Raw genomic sequence first — 23,361 nt, 5'->3', positions numbered from 1 at the left:
CGACCGGGCGCCGTCCCGAGGGGGTATTGGCCTGCGGCGCGCACAGGACGGCGGCCGCAGGGTGTGATTTACCGCGGAATGAGGAACACCGATTTTTCAGTCAAATGAGCGGGTGAGTCCAGGGCCTCAATTTCAAACTGTATGGGGTGTGAGCCCGGTGCCGCCGCATCAAAAGGCACCTGCACCCGCACCGCCAGCCAACGCGCCGCGGTGGACTCCACCTGCACGGTGTTTTCAGACGTCACCAGCAAACCGGGGATGCCAGAGGCGGTGATTTTGTAATTTTGGGGTGTTTCGGTGGCGTTCATCACCTGCAACTGATACAAGTTTTCTATTTTCCCGCCGGACACGACGCGCGCCATGACGCCGCGATCGCGCACCACGTTCACCTTGAAGGGCGTGCGCAGCGACAGACTGACCACCATGGCCAGCACCATGGCGCCGAGCACGGCGGCATAGACAAGCACGCGCGGCCTGAGCACATGGCGCAAGGTTTGCGATCGGCTCCAGTGCTGTACCACGGCGTTCTCCGTCGCGTACTTGATTAGGCCACGCGCATAGCCCATTTTGTCCATCACCGTGTCGCACACGTCGACGCAGGCGCCGCAGCCAATGCAGTCGTGCTGCAGGCCGTTGCGAATATCGATACCGGTCGGGCAGACTTGAACACACAGCGTGCAGTCCACACAGGCGCCCAAATTCAAGACGGCGAGGTCCGCCGTGCGTGAGCGGTTGCCCCGGGGCTCGCCACGCGCCGTGTCGTAGGTCACGATCAAGGTGTCCTTGTCGAACATGACGCTTTGAAATTGCGCATACGGACACATGTGTTTGCAGATCTGCTCACGCATGAAGCCGGCGTTGCCGTAGGTGGCAAAGCCGTAGAAGAAAACCCAGAAGATTTCCCACGAATTCATGCTCATTTGAAGAAACTCGACACCCAGTTCCTTGATGGGCGTGAAATAGCCAACAAAGGTGAAACCGGTCCACAGTGCCACGGCCAGCCACAACACGTGTTTGGCAGTTTTGCGCATCACCTTGTTCGCGGACAGCGGCTGGGCATCGCGGCGCATGCGGGCCGAGCGCTCGCCTTCCACCTTCTTTTCAATCCAGAGAAAGATTTCGGTGTACACCGTTTGCGGGCAGGCATAGCCGCACCACAGGCGACCGGCCACGGCCGTGAACAGAAACAGCGACAGCGCGGAGATCACCAGAATCCCCGCGAGATAAATGAAGTCCTGCGGGTACAGCACCAGGCCAAAAATGTAGAAACGCCGGGTACCCAGATCAAACAACACCGCCTGGCGCTGGCCCCACTCCAGCCACGGGATGCCGTAAAACACCAGCTGGGTCAGCCAGACCATCCCCCAGCGCCAGCGCGCGAACAGGCCCGAGACACTGCGGGGGTAGATCTTCTTGTCGGACGCATACAGAGAGAGCAAATCATCGTCACCTTCGAGCGCCTGGCCAGGTGCCTGGTAGCCCTCTTGCGGGATGATGGGTATGACTTTTCGGGTCATGGTGTCCTTGTGGTTCAAAGGGGGGATTGAATGGGCGGCCAATGTATCACGACATGATATATTTCCGCATCAAGACGCCCAGAGACCCCACGACCCATGAACCCATCGACTTCAACACCATTGAAGAAATCGCAGTACGAGGCGCTCTCGGAGTTTCGCTATCAGTTGCGACGCTTTCTGCATTTCAGTGAGACGGCGGCCAAAAATGCCGGACTGACACCCCTGCAATACCAATTGATGCTGCATGTGCGTGGATTCCCGGGCCGCGATTGGGCCACGGTCAACGAGCTGGCGGACCGCCTGCAAATGAAGCACCACGGCGTGGTAGCTTTGCTGACGCGCTGTGAAGAGGCGGGACTGGTGCGGCGGCAGAAAAGCACGACGGATCGCCGCCTGGTCGAGATTCACCTGCAGGACAAAGGCGCGGCCCAACTGGAACGACTCGCGGCGCTGCACGACACCGAGCTGCGCTCCTTGCGCGATACGTTTCAGGTGGCGCGCATCACCGCGTTCAATGATGCAGACGCCTTGCCCGCCCAAGGACGTCGCGAATGAGGCGTGCCGGAAGGCCCGCGGTGCAATGCCATTGCAGTTCAGATCCGCATGCTGGAGAATGCTAAACACCATGAATAAACTGACACTCAGCAAGTTGAACGACGGCGTTTATCGCGTCCTGAGGGACCAGGATGAGCATGTGGGTTACCTGAAGCTCATTAACGGCGTATGGAAGTTCAAGGCGATTGGCTACGACGAGCACGGCGACGCCATTCCCGGCGGTGGCCCGCTCACGGACCGCCACAACACCACTTTCTCCGACCTCGACGAGGCCGTGATCAACGCCAAACTGGCCCCAACCTGAGACACCGCGGACTTGATCGCTACCGCCCGCGCGGGCTAATTTAGGGGTGTTCGCCTGCCGTCGGATGCGGTCGAGTTGCGTTTGCCATTAGCCACGCCTTCCAGCCGCCGTGCTGCGTAATGTCCTGCGCCCCCGCAACACCCAAGGCATCGCAGACGAAGCCGCAAACCAACGCTCCATCCGCCAACAGCACTTTGCCAATCGCCAGCGGGGCCGGAATGGCCGCCACGAAACTACCGAAGTGCTCGGCGGGCAACTCCCAAACCTCCAGTGCAATGGCAGCGCCGCCTTTGGCCACGCGGACCATGCCCGGCCGCTGGGGTGGACCGCCGGCAAGAGCGAACAAACGGTATTCAGGGGCCGAATGCGTCGTGGCAAGCAAGCGTGCCCCGCGGTCGGTCAGTTGGGGGTTGAGCGGCAAACCCGACAGGTGCGCGCCACATACCGCCAGCTGCACCGTGCCGGATTTCAGCGACCCTTGTGGCGCGCCAGTGCCAACCGGCGTGCCGGCAAGTGCGCTGGCCGTCGCGCCCAGATTCCCGCCCAGGGTCCGATGCGCCCGGTCGGCCAGCCGCAGCAAGGGAACATCACGATGGGCGGGCGCGACCAGCGTCACCCCCCAGGGCAGCGCGGTAGCCGCGCCACGCTCAATCAAACCGGCCGGCAGCGCTACGGCGCTGTAGTCGAGCAGATTGACGAAGTTGGTGTAGTAGCCCAGATTCGAGTTGAGCCGGACCGGATCGGCCTGCATCTCGGCAATGCGGTAGATCGTGCCAGCAGTCGGCGTCAGCAGGCAGTCGATGTGTGACCACACGGCATCGCAGCTGCGCTTGAGTGCCTTGAGCCGGTAAGCCGCCGCAAAGGCGTCCGGCGCCGATTTATCACGGCCGCTCGCGATGATGCTGCGCACGGGCTCGATCACCGCCTGCGGCTGCGCATCAATGAAGTCACGGATCGCGACGTAACGTTCAGCCACCCACGGCCCTTCGTACAACAGACGCGCCACCTCCAGAAAAGGGGCAAAGTCGATCTCGACCGGGGTTCCGCCCAGTTTTTTCAATCGCGCCACGGCTGTTTCAAATAGAGCCACGGCGCCAACATCGCCGAAAAACGCCAACTGGTCTTGCCCTGGCACGCCAAAACGAAACGGCCCGGCTGAGAAATCGACGCCAAAGGGTTCGGCGCGGCGGCTGAAGGGATCCGCCGCGTCAAAAGCCGCCGCCACGTTGAGGATCGCTTGCGCGTCCCCCGCGGTCAGGGCGAAGATGGACACCGTGTCCAGCGACCGGCAGGCCGGCACGACGCCGGTGGACGACAGCAAACCACAGGTCGGCTTCAAGCCGATGAGGTTGTTGAACGACGCGGGCACGCGGCCCGAGCCGGCGGTGTCGGTGCCGAGCGAGAAGCTCACCCAGCCCTTGGCGACAGTCACGGATGACCCGGAACTGGAGCCACCCGATATGTAGTCCGGATCAAATGCGTTGCGGCAGGCACCATACGGCGAGCGCGTGCCATTAAGACCGGTGGCGAACTGATCCAGGTTGGTCTTGCCAATGGGCACCGCGCCGGCGGCAATCAATTGCTCGACCACAAAAGCATGTTCGGTCGGGGTGTAGGCGAATTCCGGGCACCCGGCGGTGGTGGGCACGCCGGCCAGATCGATGTTGTCCTTGATGGCGAAGGGAATGCCATACAGGGGCAGGCTCGCCGGATCAAGTGTTTCAAGACGTGCGAGGTAGGGCTCGATTTCCGTCAGCGACAGGCGGTGAATAAAGGCCCGGTGGCTCAGGTCATCACAGCGGCGCATCGCCTCGCCGATGATCTGGCGCAGCGTCACGCCACCGGCATAGGCGGCCCGGAGGGCGGCCAGGTCGAAGGAAAGTTCGTTCAGGTTCGGATTCATGTTGCTTGTCCTTAATGCGTTTTTTCGAGAATGACCACCACGTCCTGGCCCGCCGCCACCGGGGCACCTTCACGGCAATAGAGCTGGTGCACCGTGCCGGCGCTGGGCGCCAGCACGCTGAATTCCATCTTCATCGACTCGATCACCAGCAACAGATCGCCGGCCTGCACCTCATCGCCGACCGCGACCTCAATCTTCCAGACATTGCCCGGCACAGTGGTCGCCACCGCGCGGCCGCCCTCGGGCAGGTCAAGCTCGCTGTCGGGTCCGGCCTCGGCCACATCCGCGTCACTGGCGTATTCGGCCTGCCCGCTGGCCTTCCAGCGCTCGCGTTCAGCCTCGAATTCAGACTGCTGCGTGGCCTTGAAGGTGCCAATGCTGGCGGCGTTGTCGTCGAGGAACCGCCGGTAGTCCTTGAGGCTGAAGGTGGTTTCCTCTATGCGCAGCGGGTAGCCGCCGTTGGGGAAATCGGCGCGGATCTGGAGCAGCTCCGCCTCCGACACTTTGTAGAAGCGGATCTGGTCGAAAAAGCGCAGCAGCCAGGGCTGGCTGAACTCCGGGCTGCCCGTTTCACCGTGGCGCCAGCGGTTCCACATCTGCAGCGTGCGGCCGACGAACTGGTAGCCGCCCGGGCCTTCCATGCCGTACACGCACAGGTAGGCGCCGCCGATGCCGACGGCATTTTCCGGCGTCCAGGTGCGGGCCGGGTTGTATTTGGTGGTGACCAGGCGATGGCGCGGATCGACCGGCGTCGCCACCGGGGCGCCCAGGTAAACATCCCCCAGCCCCAGCACCAGGTAACTGGCCTGAAAAACGATATCGAACACTTCATCGAGGCTGCCCAGACCATTGATGCGGCGGATGAACTCGATGTTGCTCGGGCACCAGGGGGCGTCCTTGCGCACCGACTGCATGTATTTTTCGATGGCGAGGCGGGTCTGAGCGTCGTCCCATGACAGCGGCAGGTGCACCACGCGGCTCGGCACCACCATGTCGTCAACCGCTGGCAGGCCGTCCTCGGCCGCTTGTAGCGTTGCCAGCAATGCTGCGCGCGGCAGCTGCGCCGGATCGAAATGAACCTGCAGCGAGCGGATGCCGGGCGTGAGGTCAACAATGCCGTTCAAGCCGGCACCGCCGTTCTGGGCCTTGAGCCACTCCATCAGCGCGTGGACGCGCAAACGCAGTTCAATGTCCAGCACCAGCGGACCGTATTCCACCAGCAAATAGCGGTCGCCGGCCTGGCGGTAGGTCACGGTTGGCGCGCCGCCCTGCCCTGCGCGTTCAAACAGGACGGGCGTCGCGCAAGCCGCTGCATCATCCTGTGGCGCGTCGGGTAGCGAGGCGGCCAGACTGGCCAGACTGGCTTCCAGGGCGGCCTCACGGTCGCTGGCTTGCGCCAAAGACAGCCTGTGAAAGCGCACGGTGTCGCCGGGACGCAATTGGCCAATCTTCCACAGTTCGGCATGGACGACCACGGCCGGGCAAACAAAGCCGCCCAGGCTGGGACCATCCGGCCCCAAGATCACCGGCATATCGCCGGTGAAGTCAATGGCCCCGATGGCGTAGGCGTTGTCGTGGATGTTGGAAGGATGCAAGCCGGCCTCGCCGCCATCGGTGCGGGCCCAGGTCGGCTTGGGTCCGATCAGGCGCACCCCGGTGCGGCTGGAGTTGTAGTGCACCGCCCAGTCGGTGGCGAAGAAGCTGGCGATGTCCTCGTCCAGGAAGAAATCGGGCGCGCCGTGCGGGCCATACAGCACCCCCACGTCCCACTGCTTGCCGTAGACGGGAATCGTGGCGGGCGCGCTGGCCAGACCCGCGCTGCCGCTGGCCGGGGCCAGCAGATGCAGCACGTCGCCCAAGCGCAGGTTGCGCCCGGCGTGTCCGCCGAACTGGCCCAGGGTAAAGGTGGAGCAGCTGCCCAGATAGGTCGGCACATCCAGCCCGCCACCGACGGCCAGATAAAAACGACAGCCAGCGTCAGCGCGGCCGATGGCCAAGAGCGCGCCCGCCGACACGCGGTGCGACTGCCACATGGCAAGCGGCACGCCGTCGAGCGTCACCGGCACCGGAGCGCCCGTCACGGCTATCACCGTCTCAACATTGAAGCGCAGCGTGGGTCCAGCCAGCGTACATTCCAGCCCCGCCGCCTCGGCCGCGTTGCCCACCAGCCGGTTGGCCATGCGGTGGGCGTAGGCATCCATGGGGCCAGAGGGCGGCACCCCAACGTTCCAGTAGCCGATGCGCCCCGGCCAGTCCTGCACCGAGGTTTGGACACCGGCTTCCATGACATCGATCGTCGCCGGCCGGTACTGGAAGTCGTTGAGGAAGCGGGTGACCTGCCTGCCTTCACGGAACACCGGGTCGCGGATGACCTGGCGCAGGTAGTCGAGGTTGGTCTCGATCCCGGCGATGCGGGTAGCGTCCAGCGCGGCTTCCAGCTTGGTCAGCGCCGCGACCCGATCGTCGGCCGTGACAATGATTTTGGCCAGCATCGGGTCGTACCAGGCGGGCACCTCGGTACCCCGCTCGACCCAGTCGTCAACACGCGCCTCGGCGGGCCACTGCACTTCGGTGAGCAGACCCGCGCACGGCTGAAAGTTCTTGCCCGGGTCTTCGGCGTAGAGACGCACCTGGATCGAGGCACCTTGCGGGCTTGGGGTCAAACCGAGCAAGGGCGGCAACTCGCCCGCTGCGAGCAACACCATCCACTCGACCAGATCGACCTGGCACACCTGTTCGGTCACACCGTGCTCGACCTGCAGGCGGGTGTTGACTTCAAGAAAATAAAACTGGGCGTTGGTTGCGTCGTAGACAAACTCCACGGTGCCGGCAGAGCGGTAGTTCACGGCCTTGGCCAGCCGCACCGCCGTCGCGTGCAGCGAACTCCGTTGGGCATCCGTCAAGCCCGGCGCTGGCGTTTCCTCGATCACCTTCTGATTGCGCCGCTGCACCGAGCAGTCACGCTCACCGAGTGCAATCACTTCACCGCGGCCATCGCCGAACACCTGGACCTCGATGTGGCGAGCCTGCTCCACATACTTTTCGAGAAACAGCCCGGCATCTTTGAAGTTCGCACGCGCCAGGCGCTCGACGGCCGCAAAAGCGTCCGCCAGTTCGGCTTCGCGCCAGACCAGCCGCATGCCGATACCGCCACCACCGGCCGTGCTCTTGAGCATCACCGGGTAGCCGATGCGCAGCGCCTCGGTGCGGGCATGATCGAGATCGCCCAGCAAGCCGGAACCGGGTAGCAGCGGCACCGCGTGGGCTTCGGCCAGCGCGCGGGCGGTGTGCTTGAGACCAAAGGCGCGCATCTGCCCGGCGCTGGGACCGATGAAGGCGATACCCGCCAACTCGCAGGCTTCGGAAAATCCGGGGTTTTCTGACAGGAAGCCATAACCCGGGTGGATCGCCTGGGCGCCACATTCCAGAGCTACCTCAAGGATGCGTTCAGCGCGCAAATAGCTTTGTGCCGCCGGGACCGGCCCGATGCAATACGCTTCATCCGCCTCGCGCACATGTCGGGATTGCGCATCGGCCTCGGAATAAACCGCCACGCTGCGCACACCCAGTTTCTTCAACGTGCGGATGATGCGGCAGGCGATGGCGCCGCGATTGGCAATGAGAACCTTGTTGAACATGAGGTCACCGTGGCGAGTCGTCCCGCTATAAGTTTGCTAGCGCATCGGGTCGTCCCGGCGCGGGGTTGAAGGCAAAAATGCCAAATATTTTTGAGGCTTCGACCGCTTGTCAGGCCGGGTCCCAGATCAGCAGGCGGGTCGGCGTCGGGTTGTAGGCGTTGCACGGGTTGTTGAGCTGCGGGCAGTTGGAGATCAGCACCCACAAGTCCATCGCCGCCTGCATCTCCACGTACTTGCCGGGACCGGACACGCCGTCGGCGAAGGTGAGGTCGCCCTCCGCCGTGACGGGTACGTTCATGAAGAAATTGATGTTGGGCACCAGGTCGCGCTTGGTCAGGCCGATGTCGGCGTGTTGCAGCGCAATAAGGTAGTTGTCCCGGCAGCTGTGCATGTATTTCTTCTGCAGCGCGTAACGCACGGTGTTGCTCTCGGCCGCGCAGGCGCCACCCAGCGTGTCGTGGCGACCGCAGGTGTCGGCGACGATGGTGAGCATGGCTCGGCCATCGTTGCTGTACAGCACGGACCCCGTGGTGAGGTAGATGCCGCCTTGGCGCAGCATGGTCTCGGTCGCGCTGTAATGCTCGGCGTTGTCGTGGCGGTTGTAAAAAATGACGTCAGCCGCCTGGTTGCCCTCCAGATCGACGATGCGCAGGGTCTGGCCCGCCTTGAGCTCGAACAGAATAGGTTCGCCAGCGGGGTGGCGCAGGTCTTGCGCCGCATCGGCAGGGTCCAGGACGCTGTCCTGGAGGCGGATGGCGGCGGCTTTAGGAGTGCTTGCAATCGGGTTCATGTGAGTGTCCTCAGAGGTACAGCATGTCGCTGTTGTGCAGGGCCCGTGCGTTCTCGGGGCGGAAGGCGCGGCAATAGTCGTCGGCTGGCGCGGCACCGCAGCGCCAGGCCACCAGGCCGAGCTTCTTGGGGGCATAGCCGGGCGTGGGGTCAAGCGGATGCGGGGCCGTTGAGATCGCCAGGATCACATCCATGTCGAATCGCAACTCAACAAAATCACCAGTCTTGGCGTGATCTGCGGCGTAGGCAAATTGACCCTCGGTATCGATACTGACTTTGGAAAACAGATTGACCGGCGCGATCAGGTCGCGCCGGGTCAAGCCGTACTTGCCGATCTCGATCAGCAGACCATCCTTGCCCGAGCGGTACATGGTGTTGCGATGCTCCGCGAAGCGACGCTCGCCGTATTTTTTGGCGAGCAGCTCGGCGTCCAGCAAACCACCGAGCGGATCGTGCCAGCCCAGGCTGTCGGCCGTGAAACTCGCCATGGCGCGGCCCATGTCGCTCATGAGCACATGGCCGCGTTGGTAGTGCGCGGTGTGCTGGGCCTTGAGCGAGTCGGGCATGTTGTAACGCTCCAACTTTTCCTGGGCGGCGTAGAGCACGATGCTGGCGTTGGCGCCGGGCTCCAGCGCGATGAATCGCAGGGCGGTGCCGCGCGGCAAACGCCACGACCAGTGGCCACCGCCGGGCATCACTTCGGACCACATCACGCAGTCTGTCGTCACGCCCGCCATGGCGGCGTCAGGGAAACGTTGCCAGAAGCTGGGCGCGTCCACCGGGGCCGTGCTCAATGGATTCGCGGGAATGACCTTCAGCGGGTCGTCAAGAATTTCGGCTGGGTTCATGGGGTTTCCTTTTCGGTTCAGACGGGCTGCGCCGAGAGGCGCTGCAGTTGTTCAAGATCGGTCTTCATGCCGGAGGTATCGCGGATGCGGTCCAGAATTTCCCGCTTCAGGCGCAGAAATTCCGGCGCATGTTTGAGGTCCTGGGTGCGCGCCTCGCCAAAGGGAATTTCAAAGATGGTGTCGATGCGGCCGGGACGCGGGGCCATCAGCACCACGCGGCTGCCCAGATAGATGGCCTCCTCCACATCGTGGGTGACGAAGATGACGGTTGCCTTCTCCAGCCGGTGAACATGGCGAATGAGGTCGTGCATGACTTCACGGGTCTGGGCATCGAGTGCGCCGAAGGGCTCGTCCATCAAGAGGACCTCGGGACGACCCATCAGGGCGCGTGCAATGGCCACCCGTTGCTGCATGCCGCCCGAGAGCTGGTTGGGCCAGGCATGGGCTGCTGGCGTGAGCCCCATGAGGTTCAGCAGCGCATCGGCGCGACCTGCGGCCGCTTCGACATCGCCGGATGTGCGCTCGCGCGTGTGGGCTTCGAGCTGGCGGCAAAACTTGATGTTGCCCTGCACCGTCATCCAGGGATAGAGGCTGTAGTGCTGGAACACCATCGCGCGGTCGATGCCGGGGCCGTCAACCGGTTGGCCATCGACCAGCAAGGTTCCGGAGGTATGCGTTTCCAGACCAGCGATGGTGCGCAGCAAGGTGGACTTGCCGCAGCCCGAAGCACCGACAAAGGTCACGAACTCGTTTTCTGCAATGTCGAGTTCAATGTTTTCAAGCGCATTGACGGTGGCACCCTCAAAGCGTTTGTACAGGTCACGGATCTGAATTTTGGCTTGCATCATGCGTTTCACCCCTTCAAATAAAGCCAGGGAAACGCGCGGCGATGAAGCCAGCGAAAAGCCTGGTCGGTCACCAGTCCAATGACGCCGATCATCATGATGCCGGCGAAGATCTTGTCGGTCTGCAGGAAGCGCTGCGCCTTCAGAATGGCGTAGCCCAGACCTGAACTCGCGGCCACGAGTTCGGCCACCACCAGATAGGTCCAGGCCCAGCCCATCGTCACGCGCAGAGTGTCGAGCAGTGCGGGCTTGGCACTGGGAAGGATGACTTTCTCAATCAGCTCACGGCGGCTGGCACCCATGGTCTGCGCCGCCTCCACCTGCGCACTGGGCACACGGCGCACATCTTCCGCCACCATCAGCACCATCTGGAAAAAAGTGCCGATGAAAATGATGGCCACCTTGGAGCCCTCATCAATGCCCACCCACAACATGACCAGCGGAATGAACGCGACGGCGGGCATGTAGCGGATGAAATCAGTGAGCGGCTCCAGCAACGCTTGCACCGAGCGAAAGGAGCCGATCAACAGGCCGAGCGGCAGGGCAATCAGTGCCGATAGCAGGAAACCACCAACCACCCGGCCGAAGCTGATGCCGATGTCGCCCAGCAAATCTGCATCGATTCCCCAATCAATGGCGCGGCTGAGCACTTGGGCGGGTGAGGGCATGAACACCTGGTTCATGCCGCCGTAAGCCGCCAGCAAAGTCCACATTCCCAGCGGCACAACAAGCCCCATCAGGGCCAAAGCCCAGTACTGCTTGCGCGTGATGGGCGTACGAACCGACCAGAGACCCTGACGCACGCGACGGGACGAATGAGGCTTGTTCTGCATGAGAAAACTCTCTTGTGTGAGGTTGGTGGACACCCGCCCCGGCCGGTCATTTGACTCGGCGCAAAGGGGCGAATTCGCGCCGTCAAGGTTTCAGGGCTTCGGCCAGCAAGGAGCTGTCGATACCGCGTGCGATGTCCGGCTTGCCTTCAATCAGCTTGTTGTCCACCAGGAACTTCTCGATCGTGGGCGCGGCGCCGATCAATGACACCGGGCTGGTAGCCGGGCCGAAGGCTTCCTGATTCAGCTTGGCGTCGAAGAAACGGGTGCCCGGCAAAAACACCTGATATTCCTTGGCCGACATACCGACCACCTTGGCCATGATTTTGGAGGCTTCGGCCGGATTTTTCTCAATGAAGGCCATGGTGTCAAACCAGGCGCGGATCATGCCGACCAGTTCCTTGCGCTTGGTCTGGATGGCCTTGTCCTGCGCTACCAGCAAGTCGGGTACCAGACCGGGCATGTCTTTGGAGGTGAAGATGGCGCGCCCTTTGCCGCTGGCTTCAATCTGGCTGATCCAGGGGTTCCAGACCACGGCGGCGTCCACCCGGCCGGTCATGAAGGCGGCGGCCGCATCACCGGCGGCCAGATTGACGATCTTCACATCGTCTTGCTTCATGCCATTTTTGGCCAGGGCATTCACGAGCACAAAATGCGAAACGCTGAACTGCTCGAGCGCGACGCTTTTCCCCTTCAGCTCCTTGACGGACTTGATGCCTGGTTTAACCACCAGCGCATCGTTGCCGGCCGAGTTGTCGTTGGCCAGCACCGCCTTCACAGGAATGCCTTTGGCCAGCGGCCCCATGGTGTCCGACCAGGTCTGGGAATTGGCATCCAGCTGCCCCGAAGACAGCGCCGAAATAGAGTCGGTGTAGTTGGCAAACCAGACCAGCTTGACGTCGGCCTTGTGCTTTTTGAAAAAGCCTTTTTCTTGCGCCACATACCACGCGACCCAACCGGGCCAATCAGAAACACCGACCTTGATCTCGGCCCGGGCTGGGGTAGTGGCCATCAGCAAGGCCGCACTCGTCACGATGAAGGCAACGATGCGCTTGAATGCACCGATTCGGGGCTGAGTTCCGCTTTTTGTGGTTTGCAGATTGAATTGCGCACAAAGTGTGTGCATGTTGCGACGTCCAGTGACGGCTTCGCAGGTTGTAAATTTGGAATAGTTCAGGGGCATGAGAGACTCCATAGTGGTGGGAACGGCGAGAGACGCCTGCGCTACAGCAAGCTTCTCCCGGGCTTTTGTCCCTCCGTGGAGCCCTCCAATACGGAGTGCCGAAAACTCTCGGACCAGACACCACTTGCGTGGCCGGAACCCTAGTTTTCTTTGTGATGCGGCGTAAACGCCTCTCCCGAATAGCTATGCAATAGCCGTGCCAACATCCAACACATTCACCAACCTCGACGAGGCCGCGGTCAGCACCAGGCTGGTCCCGACCTGAGACACGGACTTCATCGCTACCGCCCGGCGGCCTGTAGCCGGGCACCCGCCAGTTCGGATTGCAGTCGCAAGCGTTCCGGCGCGCTGTAGCAAAGAAAGCGCTTGTTGGTGGCCCGCCCAATCGTGCACAGGCCTAGGCGCTGCGCCACCTCGTACCCCATCTGGGTGATACCGCTGCGCGACACCACAATGGGCACGCCCATTTGGGCTGATTTGATCACCATCTCGCTGGTCAGGCGACCCGTGGTGTAGAACACTTTGTCATGGCCTGACATGGCTTGCCTGCCTTGCAGCCACATCCAGCCGGCAATGGTATCGATGGCGTTGTGGCGACCGACATCCTCCACAAACACCAGCATTTCTTCGCCCTGGAACAAGGCGCAACCGTGCACCGAACCGGCTGATTTGTAGGTGGTCTCTTGCAAGCGGATGACGTTGACAATGCCATAAAGTTGCGACTGGGTGAGGCGCGCTTCGGGCAGCACCAGGCGGTCCACTTCCGCCATCAAGTCGCCAAACACGCTGCCCTGACCGCAGCCGGTGGTCACCACACGTTTAGAGGTACGCGCTTCAATATCGGAGATGCCTTGGCGCGTTTTCACAGCCGCCGCGCCCACTTCCCAGTCCACGGTGATGGACTCCACCTCGTCCACCGACTGCACCAGCCGCTGGTTGCGCAAAAAGCCCAGCACCAGCAATTCAGGCTGGGCACCCAAGGTCATCAGTGTCACCAGTTCGCGCTTGTCCACGTACACCGTGAGCGCGCGCTCGGCAGGAATCGAGATCTGTTGCGGCTCACCGTACTCGTTGACGGCATCGACCTCGCAGGTCAGCGGCGCACGGGCATGAGTCAGAAAAGGCAGGGGCACGGTGTCAAGGCTTGCTGGCAGGCGCTAAGGCCGCAGCCGGTGTTGTGCTACTGGGTGGGCTGGTTGCTGTAGGCGCTGGCGAATGCGCACCCGAGGCCTCCAGCGGCTTGGCCGCCTCAGGAGGGGTGTAGGAAAAAACGCCCGGATCGGCACAAGGCGGTGTTGCTGCCGCCGGCTTGGTGTCCTTGCTTTCGGCTTTGGCCGTCTTGTAATAGTGGGCAGCGACCTTGTCCTGCGATTTGCAACTCAGGTAAGCATCGACCTTGCCGCTCCAGGCGGTTTTGGCGGCCGCCTCGGCCGCTTTGGCTTTGGCTTCCTCCGACAAAGCCGGCAACTTGGCCATGACGGTAGTGCCGATCAAGAGCGCGCAACCCGCCAGCAAAATTTGTTTCAGAGCTTCTTTCATACGGGCTTTCTCAAACTTCTCAAACTTGCATGGACTGGCCGGATATCTGATAGCGGGGACTGCGAACGCTGCGCTGGAATCTTGCCGCTCTTGACGTCATCGAGCCAGAGTTCATGGTGCTCTTTGGCCCAGGTCTCGTCCACATAGCCGGTTCTCATGGCCTTGTAGGCGCCGTCCATGCCGATCGTGCCCATGTAGATATGTCCCAGGAACATCGCCATCATCAGCACCGTCGCCACGGCGTGAACCATGTGCGCCAGCTGCATGGTGCCGCGCTCATACACCAGCCCGGGAATCAGCTTGTCCAGCACCAGGCCCGAGCCCACCACGATCAGGCCCAGGAAGAACACACCGCCCCAGAACACCACTTTTTCACCGGCATTGAAGCGGTGCGAGGCCACCTCACGGTCTGACAAGAGACCGCCGCCATGCGCCAGCCAGGTGAGGTCTTCCTTGTGCGGCAGATTGTCCTTGATGAAAGTGCCGATCACCACCAGCAAGGACACGGCAAACACCGGCCCGGCAAAATTATGGGCGTTCTTGAGTGCGTAGGTCAGCCAGCCAAAGAGCGTGGTGCCCATCACGGGATACAGAAAGAACTTGCCAAAAGCCATCACCACCCCGGAAATCGCAAGAATGCTGAAGGCAATGGCATTGGCCCAGTGCGCCGAGCGCTCAAACGGCGTAAAGCGTTCAATCTTGCGCCCGGTCTCGGCGCCGTGCAGGGCGAGGCTACCCTTGCGCCAGTAGAACAAGGCAATGGCGCCCAGCACAATCAGCAGCAACGCGCCGCCATAAGGAAGGAGCCAGTTGTTGCGCACTTGTCGCCAGGCCTCGCCGGCATTGGTCAGGCGGGAGCCCGGGTATTGCACAAAGGGTTGAATCAGATTGCCCGCTTCGGGCGCCTGGGCTTTGGGCAGGCTGCTGTAGCCGGTGACGCCGGAACTCACCTGCCGCCACATGGGCGCGTTGTTGCCGGGCTGGACCTTGGCGCGTTCGCCGTTGGTTTGCGTGGCATAGCCGGCCTCGGCACTGGCATCCGGTTTTTTCATGTCCAGAATATTCTGGCTCTTGATGGCACCGGCATCAGACGGCGCGGACGCTGCCGCTGATGCTGCTACGGCTGTATCAGGCGCCGGTGAGGTGCTTTGCGCCATGGCGCTGCCCCACACCAGGGCTAACAACAGGGCAGCAGAAAAGGCTTTGTTCATCACGGCCTCCCGTCAGTTCATCCGGCTGTAGTCGTTCTGCCCCTGTTGGGTGCGGGCTTTCATGTGCGACTCCCAGCTGGCCTTGTCGCCCTGCTTCCAGCCGCCATCGGCAAAGGGCTTGCCTGTCCCGCTGGAAGGCGCCGCATCCTGCTTGACCGGGCCCAGCGTTTGCGGCCGTTCGCCACAAGCGAGCAGCGACGCGGCCAAGGCGACGATCCACCAAGCGTGTTTCATGATTTGCCTCCTTCAGGCTGCCCCGCCTGTTTGGAACCGTAAGCCGTGCCCCAGCCCCATACTTCGGCCCCTTTTCCGCGTCTGAGCACGCGGTTGCGAAAGATATCCGCCACCACATCGCCGTCACCGGCGATCAGGGCTTTGGTCGAGCACATTTCGGCGCAGGCCGGCAGCTTGCCTTCGGCCAGCCGGTTACGGCCGTATTTCTCGAACTCGGCCTGGCTGCCGTTGACCTCGGGGCCGCCGGCGCAGAAGGTGCACTTGTCCATCTTGCCACGCACGCCGAACGTACCCTCGGATGGAAACTGCGGCGCGCCAAAGGGACAGGCGTAGGAGCAATAACCGCAGCCGATGCAGACATCCTTGTCGTGCAAGACCACGCCTTCTTCAGTCTTATAGAAGCAGTTCACTGGACACACGGCCATGCAAGGCGCATCGCTGCAGTGCATGCAAGCCACCGAGATCGATTTTTCTCCGGGCACACCATCGTTCAGCGTCACCACGCGCCGACGGTTGACGCCCCAAGGCACCTCATGCTCATTTTTGCAGGCGGTGACGCAACCATTGCATTCAATGCAGCGCTCGGCGTCACAGACAAATTTCATGCGTGCCATATTGGTCTCCTTAGGCGCGTTCGATGTTGCAGACCGTGGTTTTGGTCTCTTGCATCATGGTCACGCTGTCGTAACCGTAAGTAGTCGCGGTATTGATGGCCTCGCCGCGCACGATCGGCGCGGCCCCATTGGGGTAATAAGCCAGCATGTCGGCGCCCTGCCAGCGGCCCGAGAAGTGGAAAGGCATGAACACCGTGTCCGGCCCGACGCGCTCGGTGACCAGCGCCTGCACGTTGAGACGCGCACCAGTGGGCGATGAGACCCAGGCCCGCTCGCCATTGCGAATGCCTTTGTCCGCCGCGACCTTCGGGTTGATCTCGATGAACATCTCCTGCTGCAACTCCGCCAGCCAGGGGTTGGAACGGGTTTCCTCGCCACCGCCTTCATATTCGACCAGGCGGCCCGAGGTCAGGATGAACGGGAACTTCTCATGGACTTTGTCCGCGATGTTTTTGTCCTGAATCGTCTTGTACAAGGTGGGCAAACGCCAGAAGGCTTTCTTGTCGTCGTGCGTCGGATATTTGGCCACGAGATCGGGCCGGATGCCGTACAGGGGTTCGCGGTGCTGCGGAATCGCGTCGGGAAAGTTCCACACCACGGCGCGCGCCTTGGCGTTGCCAAAAGGATGGCAGCCATGCACCTGCATCACCACGCGAATGATGCCGCCCGACATGTCGGTCTTCCAGTTCTTGCCTTCGGCGGCCGTCTTCTCAGCGTCGCTGAGGTCGTCCCACCAGCCCAGCTTTTTGAGCAAGACGTGATCAAACTCGGGGTAGCCGGTGGTGATGTCGGCGCCCTTGGAGTAGGAGCCGTCCTCGGCCAGCAGATTCTGGCCATCTCGCTCCACCCCGAAATTGGCGCGGAAATTACCGCCCCCCTCCATCACGTGTTTGGACGTGTCATAGAGGTTGGATGAACCCGGGTGCTTGAGCGCGGGCGTGCCGTAACAAGGCCAGGGCAAGCCAAAGTAGTCGCCCGTGAAGTCGTAGCCGGTTTCCTTGTCCTTGCCGCCTTTGGCCTTGAGCGTTTTGACATCGAACAGATGCATGTTGCGCATGTGCGCCTTGAGCCGCTCCGGGCTCTGGCCGGTGTAGCCGATGGTCCATACCGACCCGTTGATCTCGCGCAGGATGTCTTCCGGCATGGGCTCGTCCATGCCTTTGACTTTTTGCATTTTGTAGTTCTTGGACAGTTCTTTGCCAAAGCCCAGCTTGTCGGCAAACTGCTGCATGATCATGTGGTCGCTGCGGCTCTCCCACAAGGGCTCGATCACTTTTTCGCGCCACTGCAAGGAACGGTTGGACGCGGTGACCGAACCGCTGGTTTCAAACTGGGTGGCGGCCGGCAACAGGTACACCGCGCGATTCGGATTCAGATCCTCCGCCTTGCCCGGCATCGCCGCCATCGCCGCCGTGGCGGATGGATAGGGGTCCACCACCACCAGCAAATCGAGCTTGTCCATGGCGCGTTTCATCTCCAGACCGCGGGTCTGGGAATTCGGGGCATGGCCCCAATAGAACACGCCGCGCAAATTGGCGTCCTGGTCAATCAGCTCGTTCTTCTCCAGCACGCCGTCTATCCAGCGCGACACCGTAATGCCCGGCTTGGTCATCATGGCGGGCGATGAAAACCGGCCTTTGATCCATTCATAGTCAACGCCCCAGGCCTTGGCAAAGTGCCGCCAGGAACCTTCCACAATGCCGTAGTAGCCGGGCAGTGAATCAGGGTTGGGGCCGACGTCGGTGGCGCCCTGCACGTTGTCGTGCCCGCGGAAGATGTTGGTGCCGCCGCCCGACTTGCCCACATTGCCCAGGGCCAGTTGCAAAATGCACGACGCCCGCACGATGGCGTTGCCCGTGGTGTGCTGGGTTTGGCCCATGCACCACACGACCGTGCCGGGCCGGTTCTCATTGAGCCAGGTCGCCACCTTGAGCACTTGCGCCTCCGGCACGCCGCAGACCTCTTCCACCTTGTCCGGTGTCCACTTGGCCAGCACTTCCTCCTTGACCTTCTCCATGCCAAAGACCCGGTCGTTGAGGTACTGCTTGTCTTCCCAGCCGTTTTTGAAAATATGGTGCAGCAGGCCAAACAAAAAGGCAATGTCCGAGCCCGAGCGGATGCGCACGTACTCGTCAGCCTTGGCGGCCGTGCGGGTGAAGCGCGGGTCCACCACGATCATCTTGCAGCCCGTCTCCTTGGCGTGCAGCATGTGCAACATGCTTACCGGGTGCGCCTCGGCCGCGTTGGAGCCAATGTACATCGCGACCTTGCTGTTTTGCATGTCGTTGTACGAGTTGGTCATGGCCCCATAGCCCCAGGTGTTGGCCACCCCGGCCACCGTGGTGGAGTGGCAGATACGGGCCTGGTGGTCGCAGTTGTTGCTGCCCCAGAAACTGACGAACTTGCGCAGCAGATAGGCCTGCTCGTTGTTGTGCTTGGAGGAACCGATCCAGTAAATGGAATCCGGCCCGCTGGCCTTGCGCAAGTCCACTAATTTGGCGCTGATTTCGTTCAAAGCCGTGTCCCAGCTGATGCGCTCGTACTTGCCGTTGACCAGCTTCATAGGGTAGCGCAGCCGGAACTCGCCGTGCCCGTGCTCACGCAAGGCCGCCCCTTTGGCGCAATGGGCGCCCAGGTTGAGCGGGGAATCAAACACCGGCTCCTGGCGCACCCAGACCCCGTTCTCCACCACCGCATCGACCGCGCAGCCGACGGAGCAATGCGTGCAGACGGTACGCTTGACTTCTATCTTTCCTTCCCCAATCGCCGCTGCCCCTTGTGCGGCATTGGCCTTTTTCACCAGCGACAGTTGAGATGCCGCGATGCCTACGCCGACGCCCAGGCCGGAGCGACGCAAAAAGGCGCGCCGGTCCATGGTGGGCAAGGCCTGGGACAAACCGCGGCGCAAGCTGTGCACGAACGGGGAACGGGCAGTGGGGCCGAGTGACCCGGATTTTTTGGTTAGCAACATGGTGCTCTCCTGAGTCAGACGCGCGTCGTCTTGTAGTACTGCTTGACGTGATCGCTCAAGGAGTAGCCGCCGCCTTTTTCTGGCAAAGGCTTGCTCACCTCGGTCACCACCAAAGGCGCCTCGGTCTTGAGCAGAGTAGCCGACGCGACGGCCGCGCCTGCCACGGTGGCCGACAGGAAGAATCCTCGCCGCGAGGCTTGAGGCTGGCTATTCGACATGGTTGTCTCCCAGGGAATGCTGGCTGCTATGCAAGTTGTTACATAGTGTAAAGATCAATCGCTCAACCCACAATGATTCTTCTCAAGAGAATTGCCGTATCGGCCTAGGGTAAACGTGAACTCGCTGCAAAAAAAATAGCACTTAACCATCCGCATCAGCGCAATCACTCGCGTCAGTCCAGCATGTCAAAACCCTGCGCCTCAACGCCCATAAACGCGCGCGTGAGCTCGGCCAGCGCAGCATAGAAGCGGGCCTTGGGGTGTTTCTGCAGGTCGTCGCACATCATCAACACCCAGGGCTGAATGTGGGTGGCAAAGAACGCCTGCTGACGCGTGAGGTTGGCCACAGCCACGTCCTCACCGGCGATCAAATAGCGCATGACCTCGCACAAATAGGCAAAGTGGTCTTCGGTCTCGGACATGCCCTCGTCGCGCGCCAGACCGAGTTGGGCCAGCTCGGTGCGCAGCCGGGCCAGCGGCTTCTCGTTGAGGAAGCCGCTCAGGAAATGCGAGCCATAGAGATACACCTCGGGCTTGCCAATGCCGCCAAACAAGGTCTCGTATTCGCTTTGAATGGCTTCATCCGTCATGGCGCGCGCCTGACCCACCAGCGCGCGCCAGGGCTCCTCCAGAAAAGCGCCGGCGGCAGGCGCATCGGTCGCGGCGATGCGCAATTTTGCTATTAATTCAGTAGCTGGTTGCGCATAGTACAAGAGGGCTAGAAGCCCATAGAGCTCGGATCGTGCGGTTTCTTCGTCGAGCGCGCTGCTTGGCGCCAGTTCGGGCGTTGACATCATGTTCAGAGGTCCGTGATTTTGATTTCGTTCTGGGCCGAGTAAATATCAATGACCCGGCAGTCGCCGCACATTTTCAGGCGCTCCAGTGCCGCGCCCTGGAACATGCTGTGACCGCTGAGCTTGCCCAGCATGGCCTCGATCGCCTTGAGGGTGCCGAAAGGTTTGCTGCAGCGCACACAGGCGTAAGGCTTCATCTCGTTGATCACGACGGCCTCTTTGCGCAGGGGTGACAGGTTCAGCTGCGGCACCAGAGACAGCGATTTCTCCGGACAGGTGGTGACGCACAGGCCGCACTGCACACAATTCTTCTCGATGAACTTGAGCTGCGGCGCGTCCTGGTTGTCCTGCAGGGCACTGGCCGGGCAGGCGTTGACGCAGCTCAGGCACAGGGTACAGCTGTCCTTGTCGATGGCCAGCGCGCCCAGCGGCGAACCCGTAACCGGCAGCGCAATGACATCGGTTTTTACCGGCGCGTGCGCCATCAAATGATCCAGCGCCAGTTCCAGCGTGGCCCGCTTGTCGGACTGCACGGCGAACCCTGCAGGGCGACTGACACACTGGGCGGGCGCGGCCTGCAACTCGCGGTCCAGCGAAGCGAGGTCACGCGCATCCCGGGCCTGCAGCACGCGGAAATGTTCACCCTGGTAGCCCAGCCCCGTCAGAATGGCTTGCGCCACCGCCATCTGGCTGCGAATGGCGTCCAGGTACTGCGGCGCTTCCTCGTCGGTCATCAGCACCCAGACCTGCGAGGCGCCATAAGCGATGGCCGTCAGCCAGACCTCCAGCCCAAGCGAGGAGGTATGCCAGAGCGCAACGGGCAGCACACGCGCCGGCACGCCATGCGTGCCCTCGTGAAAATTGCCATGCGTGCCACGGTCCAATTGGGCCAGACGACCCAGATCGCCCAGCAAGCGCGTGCCCCCGTCCTGGCTGTGCAGCAGCAGGGCCGCATGGTTGCCGCCGCTGCGCGCATAGGTACCCAGCAGGGTCTTGAGCCTGACACCCTGGTCACTGGCGCGCGGATAGGCATAAGTCAGGGCGCCACTGGGGCAGACCGTGGTGCAGGTGCCGCAGCCCACGCACAGATGGGGATTGACTTTGATTTGCTGGCGACTGCGCTCGCTGCTGATGGCAGACGCCGAGCAGACGTCGATGCAGGCGGTGCAGCCGGTTTTTTCGTTGCGGCTGTGGGCGCAGAGTTTTTGTTTGTAGACAAAGAACCTGGGCTTTTCAAACTCGCCGACCAGGCCGCGCAGCTGCATCAGCGGTTTGGGATCGCGGCCGTCCCAGCGCAGGTAGCCTTGCGGCAGGGCATGCTGGGTGAACGCTGGCGTGGCGCGCAAATCCAGAACCAGATCAAAGGTTTCGCTCAAGGCCTCGGGTTCGCGACTGAAATCAATCGCGCCCGCGACCTGGCACGCCGTGACGCAGGCACGGTGCGATTGGCAGGCATTCAAGTCAATTTGATAGTCCAGGCCGATGGCATTTTCGGGACAGGCCGCCAGACAGGCGTTGCAGCGCGTGCACAGATCCAGATCAATCGGGTTGCTGCGCAGCCACTGGAGCTCGAAGGCGCCCAGCCAGCCGGTCAAAGACTGGATCTGGCCACCGAGCACCGGGTAGCGCCGCTCCTGCATGGCGCCGCCAAAGCCCAGGGTATCGCCCGCACCTTGCGTGAACAGCGTGATGTCAAGCTCCTCGCCCAGCAATTCGGCGGCATGCTCGGCAGCGCCCAGTTCGCCGATGATCAGCAGGCGCCCTGCACTCTTGTACGTGACGGTGGCGACCGGTTCCGGTTCAGGCAGATGGGCGGCGGCCAGGAGGGCCGCCATCTTGGGGCTGGCCTGGCTGGCATCCCTGCTCCAGCCCCCGGTTTCGCGGATGTTCACGAAGCGGATCGGCGCATACGTTGTTGCCCCGCGCCCGGCCCCGGCGGCCTGTTCGGCCAGTTCGGTGAACAGGCGTTTTTCCTGGGTGCAGGCAACTACCAATTCCTCACCCGTCTTGACGGCCGCCAGAAAAGCACCGGCCTCGCGCCGGCACAAGGTGGAGTGCAGTGTCAGGTTTTCATTCAGCGCTGCGCCCAGGCTCCGGGGGTCCAGCGGCATGGTTTGGTTGCAATCGCAAATCAGTGTGGTCATGGTCTGGGCCCGGCTCTTGGGAAAGGTTCTCGGTCAGGGGAACAGCGCCGGTTTGTGGCGCTTGCGCAGACTCTGCCATGGATTCGGCCGGCGGGCTATCGGCATCATCCCCTAGCCCGGTCCCTACCTTGTGCTCGTCCTCGCCCTCCTCCTCGAACAGCTTGAGAAACTTGGCGCTGGCCATCTGACGCAGCATGGATTCGGGCAGCGGGTCCGGCTTGGCGTAGTCGTCAATATAGGTGTCCAGACCGTCCATGACCTGGTAGTGAGGATCGGCAAACAGTTTCTTCATGGCGGCGTTGCGGACCTCGGGCGCAACATCACGCGCCACAAAAGGGGCGAAGTCGGACTCGGGCGTGAGGCGCTGCACGTCGTCCAGCGATGGCGGGGGAGGTGCTGGCGCCGGCGATGCCGGTGCCGTCTGCGGCGCGTCAGTCGATGCCGCCTGTGCCGGAACAAGGGCGGGCAAAGCCCCGGCAACCGGCGTTACTGGCGTTGCGGGCGGCTCGTCCGGCACCTTGCCTTCGCGCACCGCCTGCTTGCGCTGCGACCAGCGATCCAGAAAACCGTCAGCCATGAGCACCGCCGGTCTTCTTTTCGGTGCTGATCGACGCGGGATTGCCAAAGCGATCAGTCAGGGAACGAAAACTCTCCGGCCGCTTGCGGCGCTTGGGCTCCGGCACATGGTGTTCATCCACAAAGGCCTGCAGCCATTCCACGACCGACGCTGGCGCAGGCACTTGCTCCACCGTTTCCTGTGCATCCAGCCAGCGACCCGCGTCGTAATAGCTCAAGCTCACCATCACGGGTTTGGCAATGGGTTCCTCCGCAACACCGGCCTCGTCCTCCATGCGCCACAACACGAACCAGCAAGGTGCCTGCGTGGTGACGTTGAGGTAGTAGCCTTCGGCATCATCCTTGAACAATTCGACCTTATAGCCCGGGTGCAGCCAGCGCTCCTCGCTATCATTTTTATAAAGAAGGCGCGGCGCGGCGCCAAAGCCGGCTTCGTGCGGCACCACCTCCGCCAGCACCCAGCGCCACGTCTGCCAGCGGCTGGCAGGGCCGGTGATGCGTTCGCGCCGCATCACCACGGCAACTTCAATAGAGGGACGAATGTTGGGCATATGTCTTCATACTCTACTCCCATGTCTTTACACGCGTTGCGGACCCACGGAGATGACCGTGGGCTCTTCCTGTTCACGCCCCATGGCGAAAGCAAGC

The 23,361-nt window shown here is 62.2% G+C and carries 21 protein-coding genes and 1 riboswitch; of the genes, 2 read left to right on the top strand and 19 right to left on the bottom strand.

Annotation, left to right across the window (positions count from 1 at the left end):
- Window positions 1-68 precede the first annotated feature (68 nt).
- Window positions 69-1,517, bottom strand: coding sequence for a cytochrome c oxidase accessory protein CcoG (ccoG, locus tag C5P05_RS31275; protein WP_114974177.1), 1,449 nt, complete (start codon window positions 1,515-1,517; stop codon window positions 69-71).
- 96 nt (window positions 1,518-1,613) lie between these two features.
- On the opposite strand from ccoG, the gene C5P05_RS31270 reads away from it, so the two are divergent.
- Entirely contained in the window at window positions 1,614-2,072 is a 459-nt protein-coding gene (locus tag C5P05_RS31270; protein WP_114973773.1) for a MarR family winged helix-turn-helix transcriptional regulator, read from the top strand.
- A gap of 70 nt (window positions 2,073-2,142) precedes the next feature.
- A complete protein-coding gene (locus C5P05_RS31265) occupies window positions 2,143-2,376 on the top strand; it encodes a hypothetical protein (RefSeq protein ID WP_114973772.1) in 234 nt (77 codons plus the stop codon).
- 40 nt (window positions 2,377-2,416) lie between these two features.
- Here the strand turns inward: C5P05_RS31265 and atzF are convergent, their stop codons facing one another.
- The 18 genes from atzF to C5P05_RS31175 form a co-directional block, all read right to left on the bottom strand.
- Window positions 2,417-4,279 carry an allophanate hydrolase gene (gene atzF / locus C5P05_RS31260; protein ID WP_114973771.1) on the bottom strand — a complete coding sequence of 621 codons (1,863 nt, stop codon included), beginning with the start codon at window positions 4,277-4,279 and terminating at the stop codon, window positions 2,417-2,419.
- Between the two features lie 11 nt (window positions 4,280-4,290).
- Window positions 4,291-7,917, bottom strand: a complete 3,627-nt coding sequence (uca, locus tag C5P05_RS31255; protein WP_114973770.1) for an urea carboxylase — start codon at window positions 7,915-7,917, stop codon at window positions 4,291-4,293.
- 109 nt (window positions 7,918-8,026) lie between these two features.
- Window positions 8,027-8,707, bottom strand: coding sequence for an urea amidolyase associated protein UAAP2 (locus C5P05_RS31250; protein ID WP_114973769.1), 681 nt, complete (start codon window positions 8,705-8,707; stop codon window positions 8,027-8,029).
- 10 nt (window positions 8,708-8,717) lie between these two features.
- Window positions 8,718-9,443 carry an urea amidolyase associated protein UAAP1 gene (locus C5P05_RS31245; RefSeq protein ID WP_114974176.1) on the bottom strand — a complete coding sequence of 242 codons (726 nt, stop codon included), beginning with the start codon at window positions 9,441-9,443 and terminating at the stop codon, window positions 8,718-8,720.
- A 128-nt stretch (window positions 9,444-9,571) separates the two neighbouring features.
- The gene (locus C5P05_RS31240) at window positions 9,572-10,402 is read right to left on the bottom strand and encodes an ABC transporter ATP-binding protein (RefSeq protein WP_114973768.1); all 831 of its coding nucleotides are present in this window, start codon (window positions 10,400-10,402) and stop codon (window positions 9,572-9,574) included.
- Between the two features lie 5 nt (window positions 10,403-10,407).
- Entirely contained in the window at window positions 10,408-11,232 is an 825-nt protein-coding gene (locus tag C5P05_RS31235) for an ABC transporter permease (RefSeq protein WP_114973767.1), read from the bottom strand.
- 82 nt (window positions 11,233-11,314) lie between these two features.
- Entirely contained in the window at window positions 11,315-12,355 is a 1,041-nt protein-coding gene (locus C5P05_RS31230) for an ABC transporter substrate-binding protein (RefSeq protein WP_114974175.1), read from the bottom strand.
- A 109-nt stretch (window positions 12,356-12,464) separates the two neighbouring features.
- Window positions 12,465-12,567: riboswitch (guanidine-I (ykkC/yxkD leader) on the bottom strand.
- Window positions 12,568-12,693: 126 nt separating this feature from the next.
- Window positions 12,694-13,545, bottom strand: a complete 852-nt coding sequence (gene fdhD / locus C5P05_RS31225) for a formate dehydrogenase accessory sulfurtransferase FdhD (RefSeq protein WP_198674925.1) — start codon at window positions 13,543-13,545, stop codon at window positions 12,694-12,696.
- A gap of 4 nt (window positions 13,546-13,549) precedes the next feature.
- Complete coding sequence (locus C5P05_RS31220; protein WP_114973765.1) at window positions 13,550-13,951, bottom strand: hypothetical protein; 402 nt, start codon at window positions 13,949-13,951, stop codon at window positions 13,550-13,552.
- Window positions 13,948-15,162 (bottom strand): formate dehydrogenase subunit gamma, encoded by a 1,215-nt coding sequence (locus tag C5P05_RS31215; protein ID WP_114973764.1) that lies wholly within the window; start codon window positions 15,160-15,162, stop codon window positions 13,948-13,950. The genes C5P05_RS31220 and C5P05_RS31215 overlap by 4 nt, the downstream gene beginning before the upstream one ends.
- A 12-nt stretch (window positions 15,163-15,174) precedes the next feature.
- The gene (locus tag C5P05_RS31210; protein ID WP_114973763.1) at window positions 15,175-15,396 is read right to left on the bottom strand and encodes a hypothetical protein; all 222 of its coding nucleotides are present in this window, start codon (window positions 15,394-15,396) and stop codon (window positions 15,175-15,177) included.
- Window positions 15,393-16,010: a formate dehydrogenase FDH3 subunit beta gene (fdh3B, locus tag C5P05_RS31205; RefSeq protein ID WP_114973762.1), complete on the bottom strand. Its 618-nt coding sequence runs from the start codon at window positions 16,008-16,010 to the stop codon at window positions 15,393-15,395. Before fdh3B ends, C5P05_RS31210 begins: the two co-directional genes overlap by 4 nt.
- Before the next feature lie 10 nt (window positions 16,011-16,020).
- On the bottom strand, window positions 16,021-18,981 hold the full coding sequence (locus C5P05_RS31200; protein WP_114973761.1) for a formate dehydrogenase subunit alpha: 2,961 nt from the start codon (window positions 18,979-18,981) through the stop codon (window positions 16,021-16,023).
- A gap of 14 nt (window positions 18,982-18,995) precedes the next feature.
- The gene (locus C5P05_RS31195; RefSeq protein ID WP_114973760.1) at window positions 18,996-19,199 is read right to left on the bottom strand and encodes a formate dehydrogenase; all 204 of its coding nucleotides are present in this window, start codon (window positions 19,197-19,199) and stop codon (window positions 18,996-18,998) included.
- A 173-nt stretch (window positions 19,200-19,372) separates the two neighbouring features.
- A complete protein-coding gene (locus C5P05_RS31190; RefSeq protein WP_420130796.1) occupies window positions 19,373-19,993 on the bottom strand; it encodes a TorD/DmsD family molecular chaperone in 621 nt (206 codons plus the stop codon).
- Window positions 19,994-19,998: 5 nt separating this feature from the next.
- Window positions 19,999-22,137, bottom strand: a complete 2,139-nt coding sequence (locus C5P05_RS31185) for a 4Fe-4S binding protein (protein WP_198674924.1) — start codon at window positions 22,135-22,137, stop codon at window positions 19,999-20,001.
- A complete protein-coding gene (locus C5P05_RS31180) occupies window positions 22,064-22,714 on the bottom strand; it encodes a DUF3306 domain-containing protein (RefSeq protein ID WP_114973757.1) in 651 nt (216 codons plus the stop codon). Before C5P05_RS31180 ends, C5P05_RS31185 begins: the two co-directional genes overlap by 74 nt.
- Window positions 22,707-23,264, bottom strand: a complete 558-nt coding sequence (locus tag C5P05_RS31175) for a DUF3305 domain-containing protein (protein WP_114973756.1) — start codon at window positions 23,262-23,264, stop codon at window positions 22,707-22,709. The genes C5P05_RS31180 and C5P05_RS31175 overlap by 8 nt, the downstream gene beginning before the upstream one ends.
- Between the last annotated feature and the right edge of the window lie 97 nt (window positions 23,265-23,361).

This window comes from Rhodoferax ferrireducens (assembly GCF_003347515.1).
Lineage (GTDB): Bacteria > Pseudomonadota > Gammaproteobacteria > Burkholderiales > Burkholderiaceae_C > Rhodoferax.
The sequence above is the reverse complement of the archived record's forward strand: the minus strand, read 5'-3'. Positions and strand labels throughout refer to the sequence as shown.